Source organism: Halomonas citrativorans (assembly GCF_014898005.1).
Classification (GTDB): domain Bacteria; phylum Pseudomonadota; class Gammaproteobacteria; order Pseudomonadales; family Halomonadaceae; genus Vreelandella; species Vreelandella citrativorans.
On record NZ_JABUYX010000016.1, the window covers coordinates 1 to 18720 of the forward strand.

General features: G+C 56.7%; 9 protein-coding genes. 3 read left to right on the top strand and 6 right to left on the bottom strand.

All coding sequences use genetic code 11. The features are described from left to right. Window positions 1–342: 342 nt before the first annotated feature. The 3 genes from ilvD to INT20_RS13195 form a co-directional block, all read right to left on the bottom strand. Window positions 343–2028, bottom strand: a complete 1686-nt coding sequence (gene ilvD, locus INT20_RS13185; RefSeq protein WP_193057069.1) for a dihydroxy-acid dehydratase — start codon at window positions 2026–2028, stop codon at window positions 343–345. A gap of 100 nt (window positions 2029–2128) precedes the next feature. Beyond that, window positions 2129–2416 (bottom strand): helix-turn-helix domain-containing protein, encoded by a 288-nt coding sequence (locus INT20_RS13190; RefSeq protein WP_172116060.1) that lies wholly within the window; start codon window positions 2414–2416, stop codon window positions 2129–2131. Beyond that, window positions 2416–2736 (bottom strand): type II toxin-antitoxin system RelE/ParE family toxin, encoded by a 321-nt coding sequence (locus INT20_RS13195; protein WP_193057070.1) that lies wholly within the window; start codon window positions 2734–2736, stop codon window positions 2416–2418. The genes INT20_RS13190 and INT20_RS13195 overlap by 1 nt, the downstream gene beginning before the upstream one ends. A gap of 162 nt (window positions 2737–2898) precedes the next feature. Here INT20_RS13195 and recC point away from each other — a divergent pair, with 162 nt between their 5' ends. Continuing rightward, window positions 2899–6525, top strand: coding sequence for an exodeoxyribonuclease V subunit gamma (recC, locus tag INT20_RS13200; RefSeq protein WP_193057071.1), 3627 nt, complete (start codon window positions 2899–2901; stop codon window positions 6523–6525). A gap of 30 nt (window positions 6526–6555) precedes the next feature. On the opposite strand, the gene pncB is transcribed toward recC, so the two are convergent. Further along, a complete protein-coding gene (pncB, locus tag INT20_RS13205; RefSeq protein WP_193057072.1) occupies window positions 6556–7734 on the bottom strand; it encodes a nicotinate phosphoribosyltransferase in 1179 nt (392 codons plus the stop codon). Between the two features lie 245 nt (window positions 7735–7979). On the opposite strand from pncB, the gene recB reads away from it, so the two are divergent. Beyond that, window positions 7980–11741 carry an exodeoxyribonuclease V subunit beta gene (gene recB / locus INT20_RS13210; RefSeq protein WP_193057073.1) on the top strand — a complete coding sequence of 1254 codons (3762 nt, stop codon included), beginning with the start codon at window positions 7980–7982 and terminating at the stop codon, window positions 11739–11741. After that, the gene (gene recD, locus INT20_RS13215; RefSeq protein ID WP_193057074.1) at window positions 11738–14068 is read left to right on the top strand and encodes an exodeoxyribonuclease V subunit alpha; all 2331 of its coding nucleotides are present in this window, start codon (window positions 11738–11740) and stop codon (window positions 14066–14068) included. Before recB ends, recD begins: the two co-directional genes overlap by 4 nt. 237 nt (window positions 14069–14305) lie before the next feature. Here the strand turns inward: recD and INT20_RS13220 are convergent, their stop codons facing one another. Both INT20_RS13220 and INT20_RS13225 read right to left on the bottom strand, forming a co-directional pair. Continuing rightward, complete coding sequence (locus INT20_RS13220; protein WP_193057075.1) at window positions 14306–16147, bottom strand: UvrD-helicase domain-containing protein; 1842 nt, start codon at window positions 16145–16147, stop codon at window positions 14306–14308. Beyond that, window positions 16140–18218: an ATP-dependent nuclease gene (locus INT20_RS13225; RefSeq protein ID WP_193057076.1), complete on the bottom strand. Its 2079-nt coding sequence runs from the start codon at window positions 18216–18218 to the stop codon at window positions 16140–16142. The genes INT20_RS13220 and INT20_RS13225 overlap by 8 nt, the downstream gene beginning before the upstream one ends. Window positions 18219–18720: the final 502 nt, after the last annotated feature.

The following is an 18720-nucleotide window of genomic DNA, read 5'->3' on the forward strand; positions in this document are numbered from 1 at the left end:
GAATATACGCTCGCAGTCGACATAGCCGCCATGACCTTTTGTGCTTGCAAGCGAGGAGGAGTCCATATACGCGCTACAAGAATCCCCTCAGATGGCTGCACACATCGTAGCGCGCGGTAACGCGCCGTGAGGAACGAACGGCAAGGCACCCGCGAATGGCGGCGCCAGCCGCCCGGACTGCGCCACCTAACTACGGCACCGCTTCGCGCTGCATCCGCGGGTGCGCTGGCGCTTACCACGCGCTACAAAATTCGGTAAACGTATTGTCGCACGCCACCAAACCGCATATAGGCGTGTTCCGTAACGACGGCCCGGCGCGAATGGCCGGGCCGCTAGCGTCATTTACTCACTTTGGTCGGTAACGGCGCCGGTGCTTGCTGAGCTTACCAGCCGTGCATATTTGGCCAATACACCGCGGGTATAGCGCGGTGCGGGCTGTTGCCACGCGGCACGGCGGGTTGCCAATTCTTCATCGCTTAGCTGCACTTCAATAGTGTCCGCTTCGGCATCAATGGTGATGAGATCGCCATTTTCCACCAGCGCCAGCGGGCCGCCATCAAAGGCTTCCGGTGCTACGTGGCCGACCACAAAACCGTGGCTACCGCCTGAAAAGCGGCCATCGGTAATCAACGCGACGTCGTTGCCCAAGCCGCGCCCCATAATGGCCGACGTCGGTGTGAGCATTTCGCGCATACCCGGGCCACCTTTGGGGCCTTCGTAGCGAATAACCACGACATCGCCTGCCACCACGGTGCCATCATTGATGCGCGCCTGAGCTTCTTCTTCAGAACCAAACACCCGCGCCGTGCCGGAGAAGCGCGTGCCTTCTTTGCCGGAAATTTTAGCGACCGCACCTTCCGGCGCCAGGTTGCCATAAAGAATCCGCAGATGGCTTTCGGTTTTAATCGGCTTATCCAGCGGCGCGATAATTTTCTGGTCATCCGGATAGGCTTCAACGCCTGCCAGGTTTTCCGCCAGTGTTTGCCCGGTGACCGTCAGGCAGTCGCCGTGTAGAAGGCCAGCTTCCAGCAGTTTTTTCATCAGCGGCTGAATACCGCCAAGCGCCACAAGCTCGCTCATCATGTAGTGGCCGCTGGGGCGAAGATCTGCCACTACCGGCACGCGTTTACCGATCTCGGTAAAGTCGGAAAGCGTCAGCTCAACATCGATAGTGCGCGCCATGCCGATAAGATGCAGCACCGCGTTGGTAGAGCCGCCTAACGCAATCACCACGGTAATCGCGTTCTCAAACGCCTTACGGGTCATGATATCGGAAGGTTTGATATCCCGCGCCAGCAGCTCAAGCACCGCCTCGCCCGCCGCTTTACAGTCGTCACGTTTTTCCTGGGAAATGGCGTTTTGTGCCGAGCTGCCCGGCAGGCTCATGCCCAGCGCTTCAATGGCCGATGCCATGGTATTGGCAGTGTACATACCGCCACACGAACCGGGACCAGGAATCGCGGTTTCCTCGATCTGCTTGAGCTCAATCAAATCCATATCGCCCCGCGAGTGAGCACCCATGGCCTCGAACACCGAGACGATATCGGTGTGCCCTTTGCCCGGCATGATGGTGCCACCGTATACAAACACGCTGGGGCGATTCAAACGTGCCAGCCCCATTACGCAGCCCGGCATGTTTTTGTCGCAGCCGCCAATTGCCACCAGGCCATCAAATCCTTCGCAGCCCGCAACGGTCTCAATGGAATCCGCGATCACCTCCCGCGAGACCATCGAGTACTTCATGCCCTCGGTGCCATTGGCAATACCGTCGGAAATGGTGATGGTGTTGAAGACCACACCTTTACCGCCTGCAGCATCGGCACCCTCGCGGGCCTGCTCGGCAAGCTCACCAATATGGCTGTTGCACGGCGTCACCATGCTCCAGGTAGAGGCCACGCCCACTTGGGGCTTTTTGAAATCAGCGTCGTTAAATCCTACTGCGCGCAACATGGCACGGCTGGCGGCTTTACCCACGCCATCGACCACCGGGGCGGAATGGCGGCGAGTATGGTTTGGTGTATCGGTCATGGGGAAGTCCTCTTGGCTTTACTCAAAGTATCTGCATAGCTTGGGGATACCCTGGCTTGCGCGCAAGAGAAGATGAAAAACACATGGTTATCTATTTAAGCTAAACAGCTGCTTTATGGGGTCGAGGCAGGACAGACAGATCAAACCCACACGCTTGAGCATAACGCTGCAGTGTTTTCCAGCCAGGATTACTGTCACCACGTTCTAACCGACTGATATTGCTTTTCTGAGTATGTAATCGCTGAGCCAGCTCTTCCTGAGTAAGGCCCGCACGCTGACGCATGGAAATAAGCGTGTTGGCTAATTCAAATTCAGGCGCCAACCGCTCGTACTCAGCGTTAACCTCAGAATTCTGGAGCGCCTGTTCTTTCAATGCTTTTAAATTCATCACGGCTGTACCTCACGCTGTCTGGACCGGGCTAGTGCTAACGCTTGGCGAGGCGTTTTTTGGCTCTTTTTAATAAAGACATGGAGAACAACTATCCGCTGGCCCTGTACGTAACAAAATAAGGAGCGCCCTATACCCTCTTTGGCTTTTGCCCTTATCTCAAAGAGACCGTCTCCCATCGCTTCCGTATGCGGCGGACCCAAGTTCGCCCCATGCTGCTCAACCATTTCTAACAACCGAAGCATCCTGGCCTGAATTTTTGGCGGCATACCAAGGATGTCGCTTTCAACACCAGGATAGAAATCAATCTGCCATTGCATTAAACAGCCCCTAAAGTTATCACTTATGATAACCCATAAGCTGCAAAAGTTCCTATCGATAGCACCCACTAAAGACGTTTAACTTATGGCACCATAGTAGTCTTAAGTACGTGTCTTAAGCACTGTGCCTTATCGCTACCGCCTTGAAGGAAATATCGCCGCATGTCGTCACCCTCATTGCTTGCCAATACATCGCCTCTTACGCCGGGTTTTATGGTGGTGCATGCCAACCGCCTGGAAGACCTGCGCGGGTTAGCGGTTGAGTGGATGCGCCTTCATCCGTTAGGCCCGCTTGAGAACGAGACGATTCTGGTGCAGAGCAACGGCATCGGGCAGTGGTTGAAGCTGGCTCTGGCGGAAGATCCGGCACAGGGCGGCGCGGGCATTGCGGCGGCGCTGAACGTTACCCTGCCTGCGCGCTTTTTATGGCAGGCCTACCGCACGGTGTTAACGCATATTACCGGTGATGCCCAGGCGGTGCCTGAAACTTCGCCATTTGATAAATCGCGCCTGGTATGGCGCTTGCTGCGCTTACTGCCCAGCCTCGCTGAGAAGCCCGCCTTTGCCCCATTGGCGCGCTTTTTGGAAACCGACCGCGACCAGCGTAAGCACTATCAACTGGCCGAGCGCCTGGCGGACTTATTCGACCAATACCAGGTGTACCGCGCCGACTGGCTAGACGCCTGGGCACGGGGCGAGGACGTACTCATTACCGCACGCGGCGAAGCGCGCCCGCTGGATGAGCACCAGCGCTGGCAACCCGAGCTATGGCGCGCCCTGCGCGATGATGTTGCCGCCTCCCAGGGCGAGGCCGGGCTTAACAGCAGCCGCGCCCAAGTGCATAGCCGCTTTTTAGAGGTCGCCGAACAGCTGGAAGGCCAGGCTTGCCCGCCGGGGTTGCCGCGTCGGCTGATTATTTTTGGGATTTCCTCGCTGCCTCAGCAAACGCTGGAAGCCCTGGCAGCACTTTCGCGCTGCTGCCAAATCGTGCTGTGCGTGCATAACCCCTGCCAGTTTTACTGGGCAGATATCATCGAACACAAGGATTTATTGCGCGCCAACCGCTACCGCCAGCAGCGTAAAACGGGCATGCCCGAAGCGCTGGACGTACTCGGCGACGGCGATGTAGATAGCGCGCTGCATCTGCATGCCCAACCGCTGTTGGCGGCCTGGGGAAAGCAGGGGCGCGACTATCTGCGCCTACTGGATGAACACGATGATTCAGGCAACTACCAAACTCTGTTTGAGCAACAGGCGCTGCGTATTGATATGTTCGAGCCGTTCAGTACGCCCGAGCACGCCTGCCTACTCAGCCAGCTCCAGGATGATATCCGCGAGCTGCGCCCGGTGGCCGAAACCCAAACGACCTGGCCTGCGGTTGATGCAACCCACGACGACTCGATTGTGTTTCATATCGCCCACGGCCCCCAGCGCGAAGTGGAGATCCTTCACGACCAACTGCTGGCCGCTTTCAGCGCCGACCCCGAGCTGCGCCCACGAGATATCATCGTTATGGTGCCGGACATTGACCGCTACGCGCCGCATATTGAAGCGGTGTTTGGTCAGTACCGCTCAAGCTACCGCACGCTTGGCCGCGACGACCCGCGCTATATTCCCTACACCCTTTCAGACCAGGCCAGCCGCCACCGCCTGCCGCTGATGATTGCGCTCGAAAAACTCTTGCGCCTGCCGGAGCTGCGCCTCTCAGTGAGCGACCTGCTCGACCTGTTAGACGTGCCCGCCCTGCGCGCCCGTTTTGGCATTGAAGAGCGCGATTTGCCCACACTAAACCGCTGGATTGAGGGTGCGGGCATCCGCTGGGGCTTAAACGCCCAGCAGCGCACCCGGCTTGATTTGCCCCAGGGCCTAAGCCAGAACACCTGGGCGTTTGGCCTGCGCCGTTTGCTGTTGGGCTACACCGTGGGCGTGGCGGACGCGTGGCAAGGTATTGAGCCGTTTGATGACATCGGCGGGCTTGAAGCCTCACTTGCCGGGCCGCTGGCAACACTGCTTGAGAAGCTGGAAACCACGTGGGAGGTTTTTTGCCAGCCGACCACCGCCGCCAACTGGGTGAGCCGACTGCGCGAGCTGCTGGAAACCTACTTTCTTACCGATGACGCTGCAGAGAGCGTGATGCTGACCAAGCTGGAAGGCGCGCTTCAGCAACTGTTCGACAGCACCGAAGAGGCCAAATTGAATGACGATTTGCCGCTTTCCATGGTGCGCGAACACTGGCTCTCGCAAATTGATGAGCACAGCCTTTCTCAGCGCTTTTTAGCCGGGGCGGTCAACTTCGCCACGTTAATGCCGATGCGCGCCATTCCCTTCAAGCGGGTGTGTTTGCTGGGCATGAACGATGGCGAATACCCACGCTCCCAACCGCCGCTGGATTTTGACCTGATGGGCAGCGACTACCGCCCCGGCGACCGCTCCCGCCGGGAGGATGACCGCTACCTGTTTCTGGAGGCGCTGCTGTCAGCGCGCCAGCAGCTCTATATCAGCTGGGTGGGCCGCAGCCAGATCGACAACAACCCCATGCCGCCTTCCGTGCTGGTCGGCCAACTGCGCGATCACCTGGCGGCAGGCTGGGTAAGCCAACGCCAGGCTGACGAGCCACTGATTGAAGCGCTGACCACCGAGCACCCGCTGCAACCGTTTAGCCATCGCTATTTTGCCCAGCCCGGTAGTTCAGCCTCCCAGGCCCGGCTCTTTACCTATGTACATGAATGGCGCGATGCCCACGAACAGCACGCGCTGCTCGCCTCACAGGAAAACCCAAATAAACAGCAAAGTGCCCTGCTCGAATTTAACCAGGACGTTCCACTAACGCTTGCCCAGCTAGGCAGTTTTCTGCGTGAACCGGCCAAGGCGTTCTTCAACACCCGCCTTGGCGTGTATTTTGAGCAGGAGGTTCTGACCCAGTTAGACGTCGAGCCGTTTGTGCTTAACGGCCTACAACACTGGCAACTGCAGGACCAACTGATTGCCGCCCAGCGCCATGCGGTAGACAACGGCGAGCCGCGTGAAGACGCCATGTTTGCCGCGCTTGAGCGCATCAAGGGCCAGGGCGTGCTAGCGGTAGGCGCTTTTGGCGAGCGCATGAGCGAATCGCTGGCCGAGCCCATGCAAGCGCTGTTTGATGCCTATCGGGAAGCGCTCGAAGAGTGGCCCGTCGCCGTGGAAACCCCTCAAGCGGTCGCATTTAACTCCCACGAGCTTTCGGTTAACGACTGGATTAACGAACTGCGCACGGATGAGAGCGGCAAGCGCTGCCGCCTGCTGCTGGTGAGCAACAGCTTGATTAGTAATGCGCGTGGCCGTGGGCAGTACCGTTGGCAGCATCTACTCCGCCCTTGGGTGGCCCACCTGGCTGCCAATGCGGTGTCGCCGATGACCACCCAGCTGCTTTCCAAAGCGGGCCATGCGCGCTTTGAACCACTAGCAGCGGATACCGCCCAGGGCCATCTAGCGACTATTGTGCAGTGTTGGAAAGCGGGAATGACCCTGCCGCTGCCCCTTGCCCCGCAAGCAGCGTTTGCCTGGCTGAGTAAAGAGGGAACGGTGGACAGCACCGCCGATAGCGACGCCTTTAGCGCAGCGGCAAGCACCTATGAAGGCGGGCGCTTTCAAACCGGCGAAGTCGCGCAAAGCGCCTACCTCGCCCGCCAATGGCCCCACTTTGAAGCGCTATTTAACGAGGGTCACCAGGAAGGGGCTAATCCCGCCCTCCGCTTCGCCGCCTTGGCAGACGCCCTTTATCTGCCGCTCTACCGTGCGGTGAAAGAGTAGTGCTGCTCAGTAAAAGAAGACGCGCTTCGCTTAATGCGTGTGATTAACCAGGAGTATGCGATTGGCCAGCGAGATCATTTCCGGGTCGCCGGTGTTCTTTTCGGCCACATCGGAAAGCTTGATGACCGGCAGCCAGCCCTGGCCTTCTGGGCGCGCCTCGACCATCTTGATCACCATGTTCATGGGCTCCTCGCCCACATCGTTGGTGAAGTTGGTGCCAATACCAAATGCCATGCCGATACGGTCTTTGCAGAACGCATGAATGCGCTCGATTTTTTCCGGCGTGAGCGCATCGGAAAAGATAATCGTCTTGCTCAGCGGGTCAATGCCCAGGCGCTCATAGTGCGCGATGGTTTGTGAGGCAAAGTCGATTGGGTCGCCGCTATCGTGGCGCACGCCATCAAACAGCTTGGCAAACTTCTTATCGAAGCTGTCGAAAAAGGCTTGCGAGGTAAACGTATCGGTTAACGCAATGCCCAGGTCGCCCCGGTAAACGTCCACCCAATGCTCCAGGGCCAGGCTGTTAGCCATTTTGAAACCAAACCGGGCACCGTGGAACATGAACCACTCGTGGGCGTGCGTACCAATCGGCTTCACATCATGGCGCATCGCCAGTAGCACATTACTGGTACCGGTAAACGACTCGCCTCCGTGATGGCGAAGCGCGCCCACCACACGGTCGTGAACATTAAAGGAGAAACGCCGACGCGTACCAAACTCAGCGATTTTGAGCCCCATGCGGTGGTAAAGCTCGATTTTTTCCTGGGCGTTCTGCTCGATCATCGCATCCGCTTCAGGGGTAATCGTAATACCACGCAACCGATACCAAAGCTCACTGATCAGCGCCATCAACGGCACTTCCCAAAGGATGGTGCGATACCACGGGCCTTCAATCACCACCGAAAGGTCCTCCCCCTGCTGCTCGATAATGACCTCGCTGGGGTCATAACGAAACCCGGCCAGAAAATCGAGATAAGTGGGGTCCAGATAAGGGCAGGTCGTTTCGAGATAGCGCTTCTCTTCGTCGTTTAAGCGAAGCGCCGCCATATTATCGACTTCATGGCGTAATGCAGCACCGAACCCTTCTGGAAAGGCATGCGCACCACGGTTAATAAAAGCGTAGCGCGCATGGGCATACGGGAAGCGTTTAATCACGGCGTTCTGCATCGTGATTTTGTAAAAGTCGTTATCCAGAAGCGAGGTCAGCATGAAGTCTCATCATCAACGTGAACAGAAGCCGCGGTAGCGTAAACCGGTCGCCCGCAAAGTGGCTAGCCGACAAGATTATCAGGTGATGGCGCTGGCTCCCAGCCCAACCCGCTCGCTTGTGCCTTTTGCTCGCTGCTTTTTGCTCCCTAAGGGTCATCGCGATATAGTTCTCCAGCCGCCCCTATTTGCCCCATCCGGGGCGTGTTGTTTTTGTGCCTGCTAGCGCCTGCTCCTGGAGACCAGTGATGAGCCACCCCGCCCCACTCAACCCCTTGAGCTTGCCCTTGCACGGCAGCCGCCTGATCGAAGCCAGCGCCGGTACCGGCAAAACCTTCACCATCGCGCTTTTATACGTGCGCCTGGTATTGGGCGGGCGCAGCAAAGAGGATGACGACGCCTTTATCCGCCCGCTCACGCCGCCCGAAATTCTCGTAGTCACGTTTACCAATGCCGCGACCCAGGAACTGCGCGAGCGGATTCGTAACCGGCTAGTGGAAGCCGCTGAGATTTTTCGCAGTGATGAAAACGCAGGCGACAAACTGCTGCTTGAGCTGCGCAGTGAGTACCCACCCTCGGCCTGGCCCGCCTGCGCACGGCGCTTGGCACTGGCCGCCGAGTGGATGGACGAAGCCGCCGTTTCCACCATTCACAGCTGGTGCTACCGCATGCTGCGCGAGCACGCTTTCGATAGCGGCAGCCTGTTCTCGCTGAACCTGGAGAACGACCAGCGCGAGCTAGAACAAGACGTCGTGCGCGACTACTGGCGCAGCTTTTACTACGCCCTTGAGAGCGACGCGCTGGAAAGCATTGTTAGCTACTGGCAATCCCCCGACGACCTGCACGCCAGCTTGCAACGCCTACTGCCTGAGTGCGACGCGCTGGGCGAACAACGCCCCGAACCTCTGCAAACGCTAACGAACTGCCAGGCCGCCCGAGCCGCCAAACTCAGCGCGTTAAAAGCCCCCTGGGCTGCATGGCTGAACGATGTGGTGCCCGCGCTGGAAGAAGCCGCCCAACAAAAAGCCTTTAAGGGCCAAAGCTTTAACGCCAAAAGCCGCGCCAACTGGCTAGGCGCGCTGCGTGACTGGTGCACCAGCGATGCCGACCACCCCCAGCTTACCGATGCCGCCTGGCGGCGCATGACGCCTGAGGGCATGGCCGATATCTGGAAAGTGGGCACGCCGCCCTGCCCAGCGGTGTGGGAAGCGCTCGCCCAACTGCCCGGCGAGCTTAATGCCCTGCCCGAGCCGCGCAACGACCTGCTGATTCACGCCGTGCAGTGGTGCCGCAAGCGCCTGGAACGCGAGCAGGAGCGCCGCGCTGAAATGGGCCCCAACGACCTGCTCACGCACCTGGACCGCGCCCTGCAAGGCCCCAATAAAGAAGCGCTGGCCGCCCAAATCCAGCGCCAGTTCCCGGTCGCACTGATTGACGAATTTCAGGACACCGACCCAATCCAGTACCGCATTTTTAACGCGGTATATAACGTTGCTACACCGCGCCGCGACACCGCCGTGATGCTGATTGGCGACCCCAAGCAGGCCATTTACGCCTTCCGTGGCGCGGATATTTTCACCTACCTGAAAGCCCGCCACGACACCGATGGCCGTCACGTTACGCTGGGCACTAACTTTCGCTCAAGTGCTGCGATGGTCAACGCGGTTAACCACTGCTTTAACTACGCCGACAAGCACGAAGCGGGCGCGTTTTTATTTCGTGAACAAGGCGGCGAGAACCCCTTGCCGTTTTTACCGGTCGACGCCAAAGGCCGCGCCGACCAATTGGTGTTGAACGGCGCGCCGCTGCCCGCCATGACGCTGTGGCAAATGGCGGCTGACGAGCCGCTTTCCAAAACCGCCTATCAGCTTGAAATGGCCGAAGGCTGCGCTTCCCACATGACCGCCCTGCTGGAAGCGGGTCGCAAGCGGCAAGCGGGTTTTAAAGCCGAGGGCGAACTCACGCCACTCAAACCCTCTGACATGGCGGTGCTGGTGAACGGCCTGCAGGAAGCCCGCGCTATTCGCCTGGCGCTTGCCAGCCGTGGGGTTAAAAGCGTTTATCTTTCGGATCACGACAAGGTCTTTAGCTCATCTATCGCCCAGCAGGTGGAAACCTGCCTGCGCGCCTGTGCGGAATCCCAGGCCAACTCCCGCCAGGCGGAAGCCAAGCTGCGCGCAGCGCTTGCCACGCCGCTGCTTGGGGTAAGCCTTAGCGAGCTTGATCACCTTAACGAGAGCGAGCTTGCCTGGGAGGCCCGGGTAGAGCAGTTCAGCCGTTACCACCGCTTGTGGCAGCGCCAGGGCGTGCTGCCGCTGGTGCGCAAGCTAATGGTGGACTTCGACATTCCTGCCCGACTGCTTGCGTTGACCGAAGGTGAGCGCTTGCTAACCGACTTGCTTCACCTGGGCGAACTGCTTCAGCAGGCAAGCCAGGAACTGGATGGCGAGCACGCGCTGATTCGCTTTCTGGCGGAAGCGATTGCTGACCCGGAAAGCCACGGCGACAGCCACAAGCTGCGCCTGGAAAGCGATGCGGACCTGGTCAAGGTCGTGACCATCCATAAATCCAAGGGGCTTGAGTACCCGCTGGTATTTCTGCCGTTTATTGCCAACCATCGCCCCACCAAAAAAGGCGATGTGCCGCTGCGCTGGCACGATGGCGAAGGCAATTTACAGCTAAGCCTAAGCGCCGATGCAGAAACACTCGCCACCGCCGACCGCGAACGTTTAGGCGAAGACTTACGCAAGCTTTACGTGGCACTTACCCGCGCCCGCCATGCCACCTGGCTGGGGCTTGCGCCGTTAAAGGATGGTGAAGGCAGCGCCCTGGGTTACCTGCTTAACGGCGGTAACTACATTGCGCCCAACGAGTTCAGCGAAGCGCTTGCCGCGCTGGTCCATAAAAGCGACATCGCCCTGGAGCCTGCGCCAGCCCCTACTGCACTGTGCTTTACGCCCGCCCAGCAGCAAGAAGCATTGGGGCAAGCCCGCACGCCCACGCGCCCGGCCCGCGAGCAGTGGTGGATCGCCAGCTACTCGGCGCTGCGCACCACGGGCGGCATCTCAGGGCTGTTATCAACCGCTGCCCCCACGCCGGAACCCACCACGCCCCAGGAAGCCACCACGTTTGAAGTGCTGGATGAACCGCAAGACCTGCTGCAAGGTTCTCCTCTAACCGGGCAGCCCATGGCGAGTGTAACCACTCACTCCCTATTACCAGCTGACAGCGACCAGCCGAGAGCAAACGCAAGCCACCTGCACCGTTTCCCTCGCGGCCCCGGCCCCGGCACCTTTCTACACGGCTTGTTGGAATGGGCAGGCCAGTTGGGCTTTGCCAAGGCGCTTGAAGACACCGCCGCCCGTGAAGACACTCTGCGCCGCCGCCTGCAACTGCGCGGTTGGCAAGCATGGTATGAACCGCTGGCAGGCTGGTTTGAGGATTTGCTCGGCACCCAGCTGCCGCTTCCCGGCCAGCAAAGTGCCGTGGCGCTTCAACAGCTAAGCGGTTATCAGGTTGAACTAGAGTTCTGGTTTGCTGCCCATCAGGTAGATACGCAAGCGCTGGATGCGCTGGTTAGCCAGCACTTACTTCCCGGCCTTGCGCGGCCCGCGCTGGATGCCGATACGCTCAACGGTATGCTCAAAGGCTTTATCGACTTGGCGTTTGAGTTTGATGGGCGCTTTTACGTGCTGGACTGGAAGTCCAACTACCTGGGCGCAGACGACAGCGCTTATAGTGCCGAGGCACTGAGTGCCGCGCTGCTTGAAAAACGCTACGACCTACAGGCCGCGCTGTACCTGCTGGCGCTGCACCGGCTGTTAAAAGCCCGCCTGCCCGACTACGACCCGCACGTCCATTTGGGCGGCTCATTGACCGTATTTTTGCGTGGCAGCCGGACGCCTGCACGCGGCGTACACCCCGAACCCGCCCCGGTGGCGCTGATTGAAGCGTTGGATGCGTTATTTGCAGGCACGGCCAACGGCGCTGGCCTTAAGGAAACGGCATGAAAGATTTACAAACCCTGGACCTGTTCGGCGAAAACGAGCCTGCGCCTGCCACGCCACGTAACAGCACAGTAGCACTTGTCCACCAACGGCACCCGGCGCTGAACGATACGGGCACTTTAATGGCGCTTTGCGAGCGCTGGGTCGCCAGGGGCTGGCTGCGCGACCTGGACCGCGCGCTGGTCAGCTTCTTCGCCCGCGAGGGAGGCCAGGTGCCGCCGCTGCTTCTGCTGGCTACCGCGCTTGCCAGCCACCAGCTGGGCCGAGGCCATGTGTGCCTGGACTTAAACGCGACGCTGAACGCACCGGATTTCGCCCTTTCGCTACCGCCAGAAGGCGATGACCTAAGCGACCCGCCGCCGCTACCCAGCGAGGTATTAGCCACGCTAACGCTTGCCGAGTGGCAGGCCGCGCTTGAGCACCCCACGCTGATCAGCAACGGCCACGGCAACACGCCGCTGGTGCGCTCCGACACCCCGCACACCACCCGGCTTTACTTGCGCCGCTACTGGCAGTACGAACAAACCCTGCATCAGGAAATCGCCGCTCGCTTGGCGCTTGAAGAAGGCGCTAACACGGCAATGGGGCATGGGCCGCTTTCGGTGATGGGTAGTGATGTGCTTGATTCAGGCCTGCTCCAACAAGCCCTGAACACCCTGTTCCCCGACAACGGCACACTGGATTGGCAAAAGGTCGCCTGCGCGCTGGCGGCGCGCAGCCACTTTGCGATTATTACCGGCGGCCCCGGCACCGGCAAAACCACCACCGTTGTGCGCCTGCTCGCCCTGCTGCAAACCCTGCAACTGGCCCATTCGCCCGAGCAAGCGCTACGCATTCGCCTGGCCGCCCCCACCGGCAAAGCCGCCGCCCGCCTGAATGAATCCATCGCCGGGCAGGTAAGCCAGCTGCCTACGCAGTCGCTGGCCACTCTGTTGAAACAAACCTCATTGCAGGAGCCTGACTCATTGTGGGAGACCGCTTTAGCGAGCGAAGATTCATGCACTGAACAACTAAGTGCCTCAATCCCCACCGAAGTCACCACCCTACACCGCCTGCTAGGCGCCAGGCCCGACACCCGCCACTTCCGCCACAACCCCAACAATCCGTTGGCGTTGGACGTACTGGTGATCGACGAAGCTTCCATGGTGGATATCGAAATGATGACCGCCGTGTTAAGCGCCCTGCCCGCCCACGCCAAGCTGGTGCTGCTGGGCGATAAAGACCAGCTCGCCTCTGTAGAAGCCGGTGCCGTACTCGGTGATTTATGCCGACGCGCCGAGGCCGCCCACTACACGCCAAGAACCGCCGAGTGGCTTGCCAAACTCACCGGCCACCCGCTGCCCGAAGCGCTAACCTGCCCCAACGGCCAGCCCCTCGACCAGGCGATTACCATGCTGCGGGTAAGCCACCGCTTTGACGCTGCCAGCGGCATTGGCCAGTTGGCCGAGGCGATTAACCAGCCGTTAAGCACGCTTAGCGAACGCGATAAACAGAACGCCGTACACAGCGCCCTGCGCCACGGCTACGCCGACCTGCATCATTTGGTGCTGGGCGGGGAAAATGACAGCGCCCTGGAGCGCCTGGTGGTGACCGGCTCCCCGGAGCGCTTCCCCAATGCCGGTAAAGGCCGCCTTGATAAGAAAACCAATAAAGAAATAGCGCCACCCACGGGCTACCGGCACTACCTCACGGTTTTGGACCAACAGCGCCCCGAGGTAACCCTAGCCTTTGAGGAAAACAAAAAGGCCTACGACACCTGGGCCAGCCACGTACTAAACGCCTACGGCCACTTCCAACTGCTCTGCGCACTACGCAAAGGGCCGTGGGGCGTAGAAGGCTTGAACTTACGCATCGCTAAGGTACTGCGCAGCCACACGCTATTAAGCGCAAGCGATATCGAACTAGAGAAAGGCTGGTATGAAGGCCGCCCGGTGCTGGTCACACAAAACGACTACAGCCTGGGGCTAATGAACGGCGATATTGGCATTACGCTAGCAGTACCCGACCCGCGCGGCGTAGGAAGAACCTTATATAGAGTCGCCTTTCCCACCAGCGATACGAAAAATCCCATCCGCTGGGTACTGCCTTCCCGCCTGCACGCGGTAGAAACCGTATTCGCGATGACGGTACACAAATCCCAAGGCTCGGAGTTCTTGCACACGGCACTGCTGCTACCCCAAACGCCCAACCCGATTCTGACGCGGGAGCTGGTCTACACCGGCATCACCCGCGCCCGCGAATGGCTTACATTGGTGGAAGCCAAACGGGGGATTTTGAATGATGCGGTGGTTAGGGAGGTGATGCGGGTTAGCGGGACGGGGATTAATTAAAGTTTACACACCGGCTCTAGCATTGTCAGTTATCGGCCAAGAGCGGTTTTTCGCCCCGCAAAGAGCATTTGGCCAGTAACGGGACCCAAATTGACACGACTGCTTACATAGTTTGGTTATCTCCCAGTTAAAGAAGACGGCAGCCTAATTTCACAATTTAGCGTGGAGCGTCGGACACCTTCAGTTATACGCACAAAACGCCGAGCGACGCGAATATCTTGGTTTTCGCTCGGACTGCTAAATGTAGGAAATTTGTTCCTTTGTGAATAAGCCTCTGTCGATCAGCTCACATCCGGCCTTCTCTGGATCAAGAGAAAAGAAAAGAATACGTAAATCTATTTCGGCCCGCGAAAAGCAAACATAAGCAAGTTTTCGGGTAAGCTCAGCTTGGCGTTCGGTTGGATCCCCGGCAGTGCCAGGTGTAAGTGTCTTCCCGAAGCTGTAGGTATTCCAAGAGGCTTCGACGTCGTCGATCATCACCAACACCTTTGGATATTCTTCGCCCTTGGAACCATGCTGAGTACTGAACGGGGAGTTTTCATCAAGAAAGTCAGCATATGGGGCGATTTCTCTACAATCCATCTTAAAAAACTCATCAGCCAACCAGTCTCCTTTGTCTCGCTGATGGTCCTCATTCTCTGCGTCAAAATCATCGCGCGCATCACGTCCTAGCTGTAAAGAAAGGCGATCCGAAATCGAAAGTAAGGCGTCGCCCTCGCAGTATTTAAGAATTTCTTTGGTTGTCGCACCCCCCCAAAAGTCAGATAGTTGCCGAGAAACCTCGCCGGCCCGATTGAGCATTTGTGTGAGCGACTTTCCCTTGTTCGCACCACTTGATGAGAACGCGGGACTTCCGTGTCGCAAGACATCGAGGACGCGTTTCGAATCTCCCTTGGTCGAGGCGGAAACCAAAGGATGGATCACTTCTAAAAAAGGCTTTAGAAGATAGTGTGTCCCGTCTTCGTAGTCGGATTGGGAGCGGGATGATGAGTAAACACCAGTGAACAATCGATGAAGTTTTGGGAAGTTCAGACGTCTTGCAATCATTTGCCTTGCCAAGAACAGCTTTTTCACAGCTGGGCTGTCATTCCACTCCCAATTTTCCAGCGCTTGATGAAACATGCTGGACACTTGATCAAGCTGCTCTGGCGTGTATGTTTTTCTGGCCCCCTCAGGCTCCGGGGCCCGAGCGATAGTGATTTCAACACTACCCTCGACGTCCGCGTTCTTACCCGCAGGAAATTGCTCGACATCGTCCCTAAACTTATTGAGTAGGTTAATGACTGAGACAGAACAGCGAAAATTTTCTCGCTTCGTTATAGGCACTGATCCTTCAGGCCCAGCGAAATATCCCGCGCGCTTGTCGTAAATCTGCTGCATAGGGTCGCCGAAATACCCTATGATTGGGAGCCCTTCCAAAGCGCAAACGGAATTTAGTGCAGTCATCACCTGCGGAAAGGTGTCTTGCGCTTCATCAACGAAAATATAGGGATACTTGAAGCCGAGACCTTTTTGAAGCATCGGTTTCGTTGCGATTAAGTGCGAAGCTACATCTATGACGTCATCGTGATTGAGTAAGCATTTCGAGTAATCGCTTGCCGTCGTTTCTGCGTAATTCACGGGTGGACTGTTATCGATAAGTGCCGCGAGCTCAGATTGCAAACGCTCAATCTTTTTTCTCGCAGCAATCGCTCTTTGCGAATACCCTCCATTATCGGCTGCTTGAGCCTTGCCGATATGACCAGGAATAACATGCTCAACCAACGCCTCTCTTAGAGGAGCTTGAAACCTGGAAACCTCTCCCCAGAGGAATCCATGGAGTGTCGTTACAAAGTAAAGCGCATCAAACCCCAAACGTGATGAAATCACCGCCACGGCCCGGTTGGTATAGGTGATACAAACCACTTTCTGGCCTCGTTCCCTCAGTTGATGCCCTCGGGTCTCCCGAATTTTCTTTAGGGCCTCGATCAATGATGTGGTCTTGCCTGACCCAGCACCGGCAATGACCGTGAAGGATGTTTTTCCATCTATGCAACTGGCAATTTCGTTATCTGCTTCGGTTGGCTTAAGGTCAGGCATTCTGCTCTCCCTCAACCGGTTGGTCGTTTAAACGGCCCTCTAGCCAGCGCAACCCGACTGCTATGTACTGTGGAACCTTCCAAGGCACAGCACCTTCAACGTTTGAATCCCGGGTCAGAACATCCATCGCAAATTCAGTCTTCTTAAAGGTTGAACTCTTTATCCGCTTCCAGACAACGTCGTGAAACTCTGCGGCGTCAGCAGGTATTCTCTTACCAATCGACAGCGCCCCACTAGAGAAGAGTTCATGATTTTCATAAACAAAGGTCTCTTCGAGTGTCCTGCCGTGGAAGCTGTGGACTGCCCCCCCATACTCGATCTCTAATGTTTTCTGGTAAGCGACGAATCGCATATTGTCGTCTTGGATATGATCTACGTCGGCTTTAGCGGTCAAGTCAGAGACAAGGTCACTACCGGCGAAGAAATACTTTATGGAAGCGTTCGATGTAACGGCTCCTGCTTCGGTTGCCTTACACCCCTTTCTATTGTCGGCCGGATCAACAGAGTCGATATCGGTGATGATTAAATAGGGAACACCCAAAAAACCCATCAATTTAGAGAATCGCATACTGTATGCCCCGCCGACTTCCAAAACCGTGAGGTACTTCGAATTCAAACCACCCGCTGATAGATCAATCATTTTTGGCAAGAGCAATTTCTCAACGGCCCCTTCAACTAAAACGACGGCATCAGCGAAAAACAGATCGCAATGTGTTAACCGGAGGTACTTTTTTAGAAAAGCCAGTGCTTCATCTGCAGAGACCTCAATATCACCGACCTTGATTTCATCAGGTCGGAATTCCTTAAGGCTTTTGACAATCGACCCTGGGTATGTATTCCCTGTACCTCCGTCATCCAAATCAACGCGGCGGAAGTAGCGAATTTTTGAGAAATCCACCGCATCCAGAACGTGAGACGAGTGGGTTGTTACAGTAAGTTGTGGGCGCGGTTCATTGGCACCGGCGCCTTGAGTGAGCACTTTCCACATCTGCTTAATAAATGTTTGTTGCACTTGCGCATGCAGGTGAACTTCGGGCTCTTCGACAAATATCATCTGACATAGAGGCCGATTTTCTTCGGTCGCAAGCCATTGTTTATAGAAGTTGTCGATTTGAATTGCCATGAAGACAAGGTTCTTGAAGCCAAGGCCATTATAGGCCTCAGGCAGTTCATGACTGGACGACGCGTCTATATAGAAGAGTTCGGAGCTTCCTCGCAGTGCAACTTCGGAGCTGAGCGTCGAGACAACCTTCATTGCCCGATCATTGTGCGAGGGCAGCCCCAGGTCCGCAATAATCCCCATTAAGGGCTGAAAATGTTGTTGATAGTGATCGGTCAAATTCTGATTGTTCTGTTCGATCACTGTTACCGCTCCCTCGGCTGCTTCGGCTTGCTCCAGATTTCGTTGGTAGTATGCTGCAAATGCTTCTGAGAGCTTGTTGCTTCGCGTGGCATTTTCATCGTCGATGTTCCGCTGCGCATCAACAAAATCGACACGAAGCAATGAGCGAAGCGTCTTCTTCCCCTCGCTAGGATCAAGCGAGGCCGAAACGACGCCCGTGTCGCTATTATTCAGAGAATAGTATTGTGTCTTGAAATGAGCCTTAAGATTCCCTTCTAGAGCGAGGAAATCTACCAGTGTTTTTTTGCGTTGCCCATCTGCGTTAACGGGGAATGTTTGATCATATTTGGTCCAGAGCTCACCTGTATCCTCCACTTCCAAGGAACATCGAATACCAAGTTCCGTAAAGTCGCCGGCGAGGTCAGTTGCCAGAGCGAAAACTGTTCCAAACTCAATCGCGTCAGGATCAATATGAAACCAAAGATCAAGCTGGATGCATGGGTGGAGGGTAGGAGCATCTGGGTCGTATGCGTTGATCGCTGTTAGGGAGCAGAGCGAGAAATCGTGAACCTTGAAGTCCCGACTGCTTAGAAAGCTCCTAATCGCAGCAGTTGCGGATGTCTTACCACTATTGTTAGGTCCTACAAAAACGGTTTCCTTTCCTTCGAAATCAATTGATATATCTTTTAAACGACGAAAGTTCCGTATAGAAACCTTTTTAAGGTACATGAATCCCATCTCCAAGTTACGGCAAAATGGTAATTATTTTCGGAAAATGTCAAACAGAACGTTCTTCTTAATAGTGCATTTTTATAGGCAAGCCTTCTACTTATAGGACCATACCGTCCTACCAGATAGATCTTGATAAAGAACATGAGATTTTGAGGCGCTCATGTCGAACGGTGGCGCCTCCCTCGCAACATTCAGTAATACCTCACATTTTTGGCAGGTTGGGTACCGCGGGACAGCTCGACAAAAGGGCGACAAGTCATGGTTTCTGAAACGCTGAGTAAGTCGTCGACCGGCACGTCTTTACATGAAAAGTAGTGGCGTGGCAGATAGCCGCGTTCGCGGGGGGCAACCGTCCGTAGAGCCATGCAGAATACCGCTAGCCTGCCCTTGTATGAGCTGCTTAGTAGGGTGAACCGTTGGCAAGCATTCTGCATCGTGTGTTCCCTGCGGCGTTTTTCGCTCTAATATTCCGAGACTAGCAGTTAACTTAGATTAATCC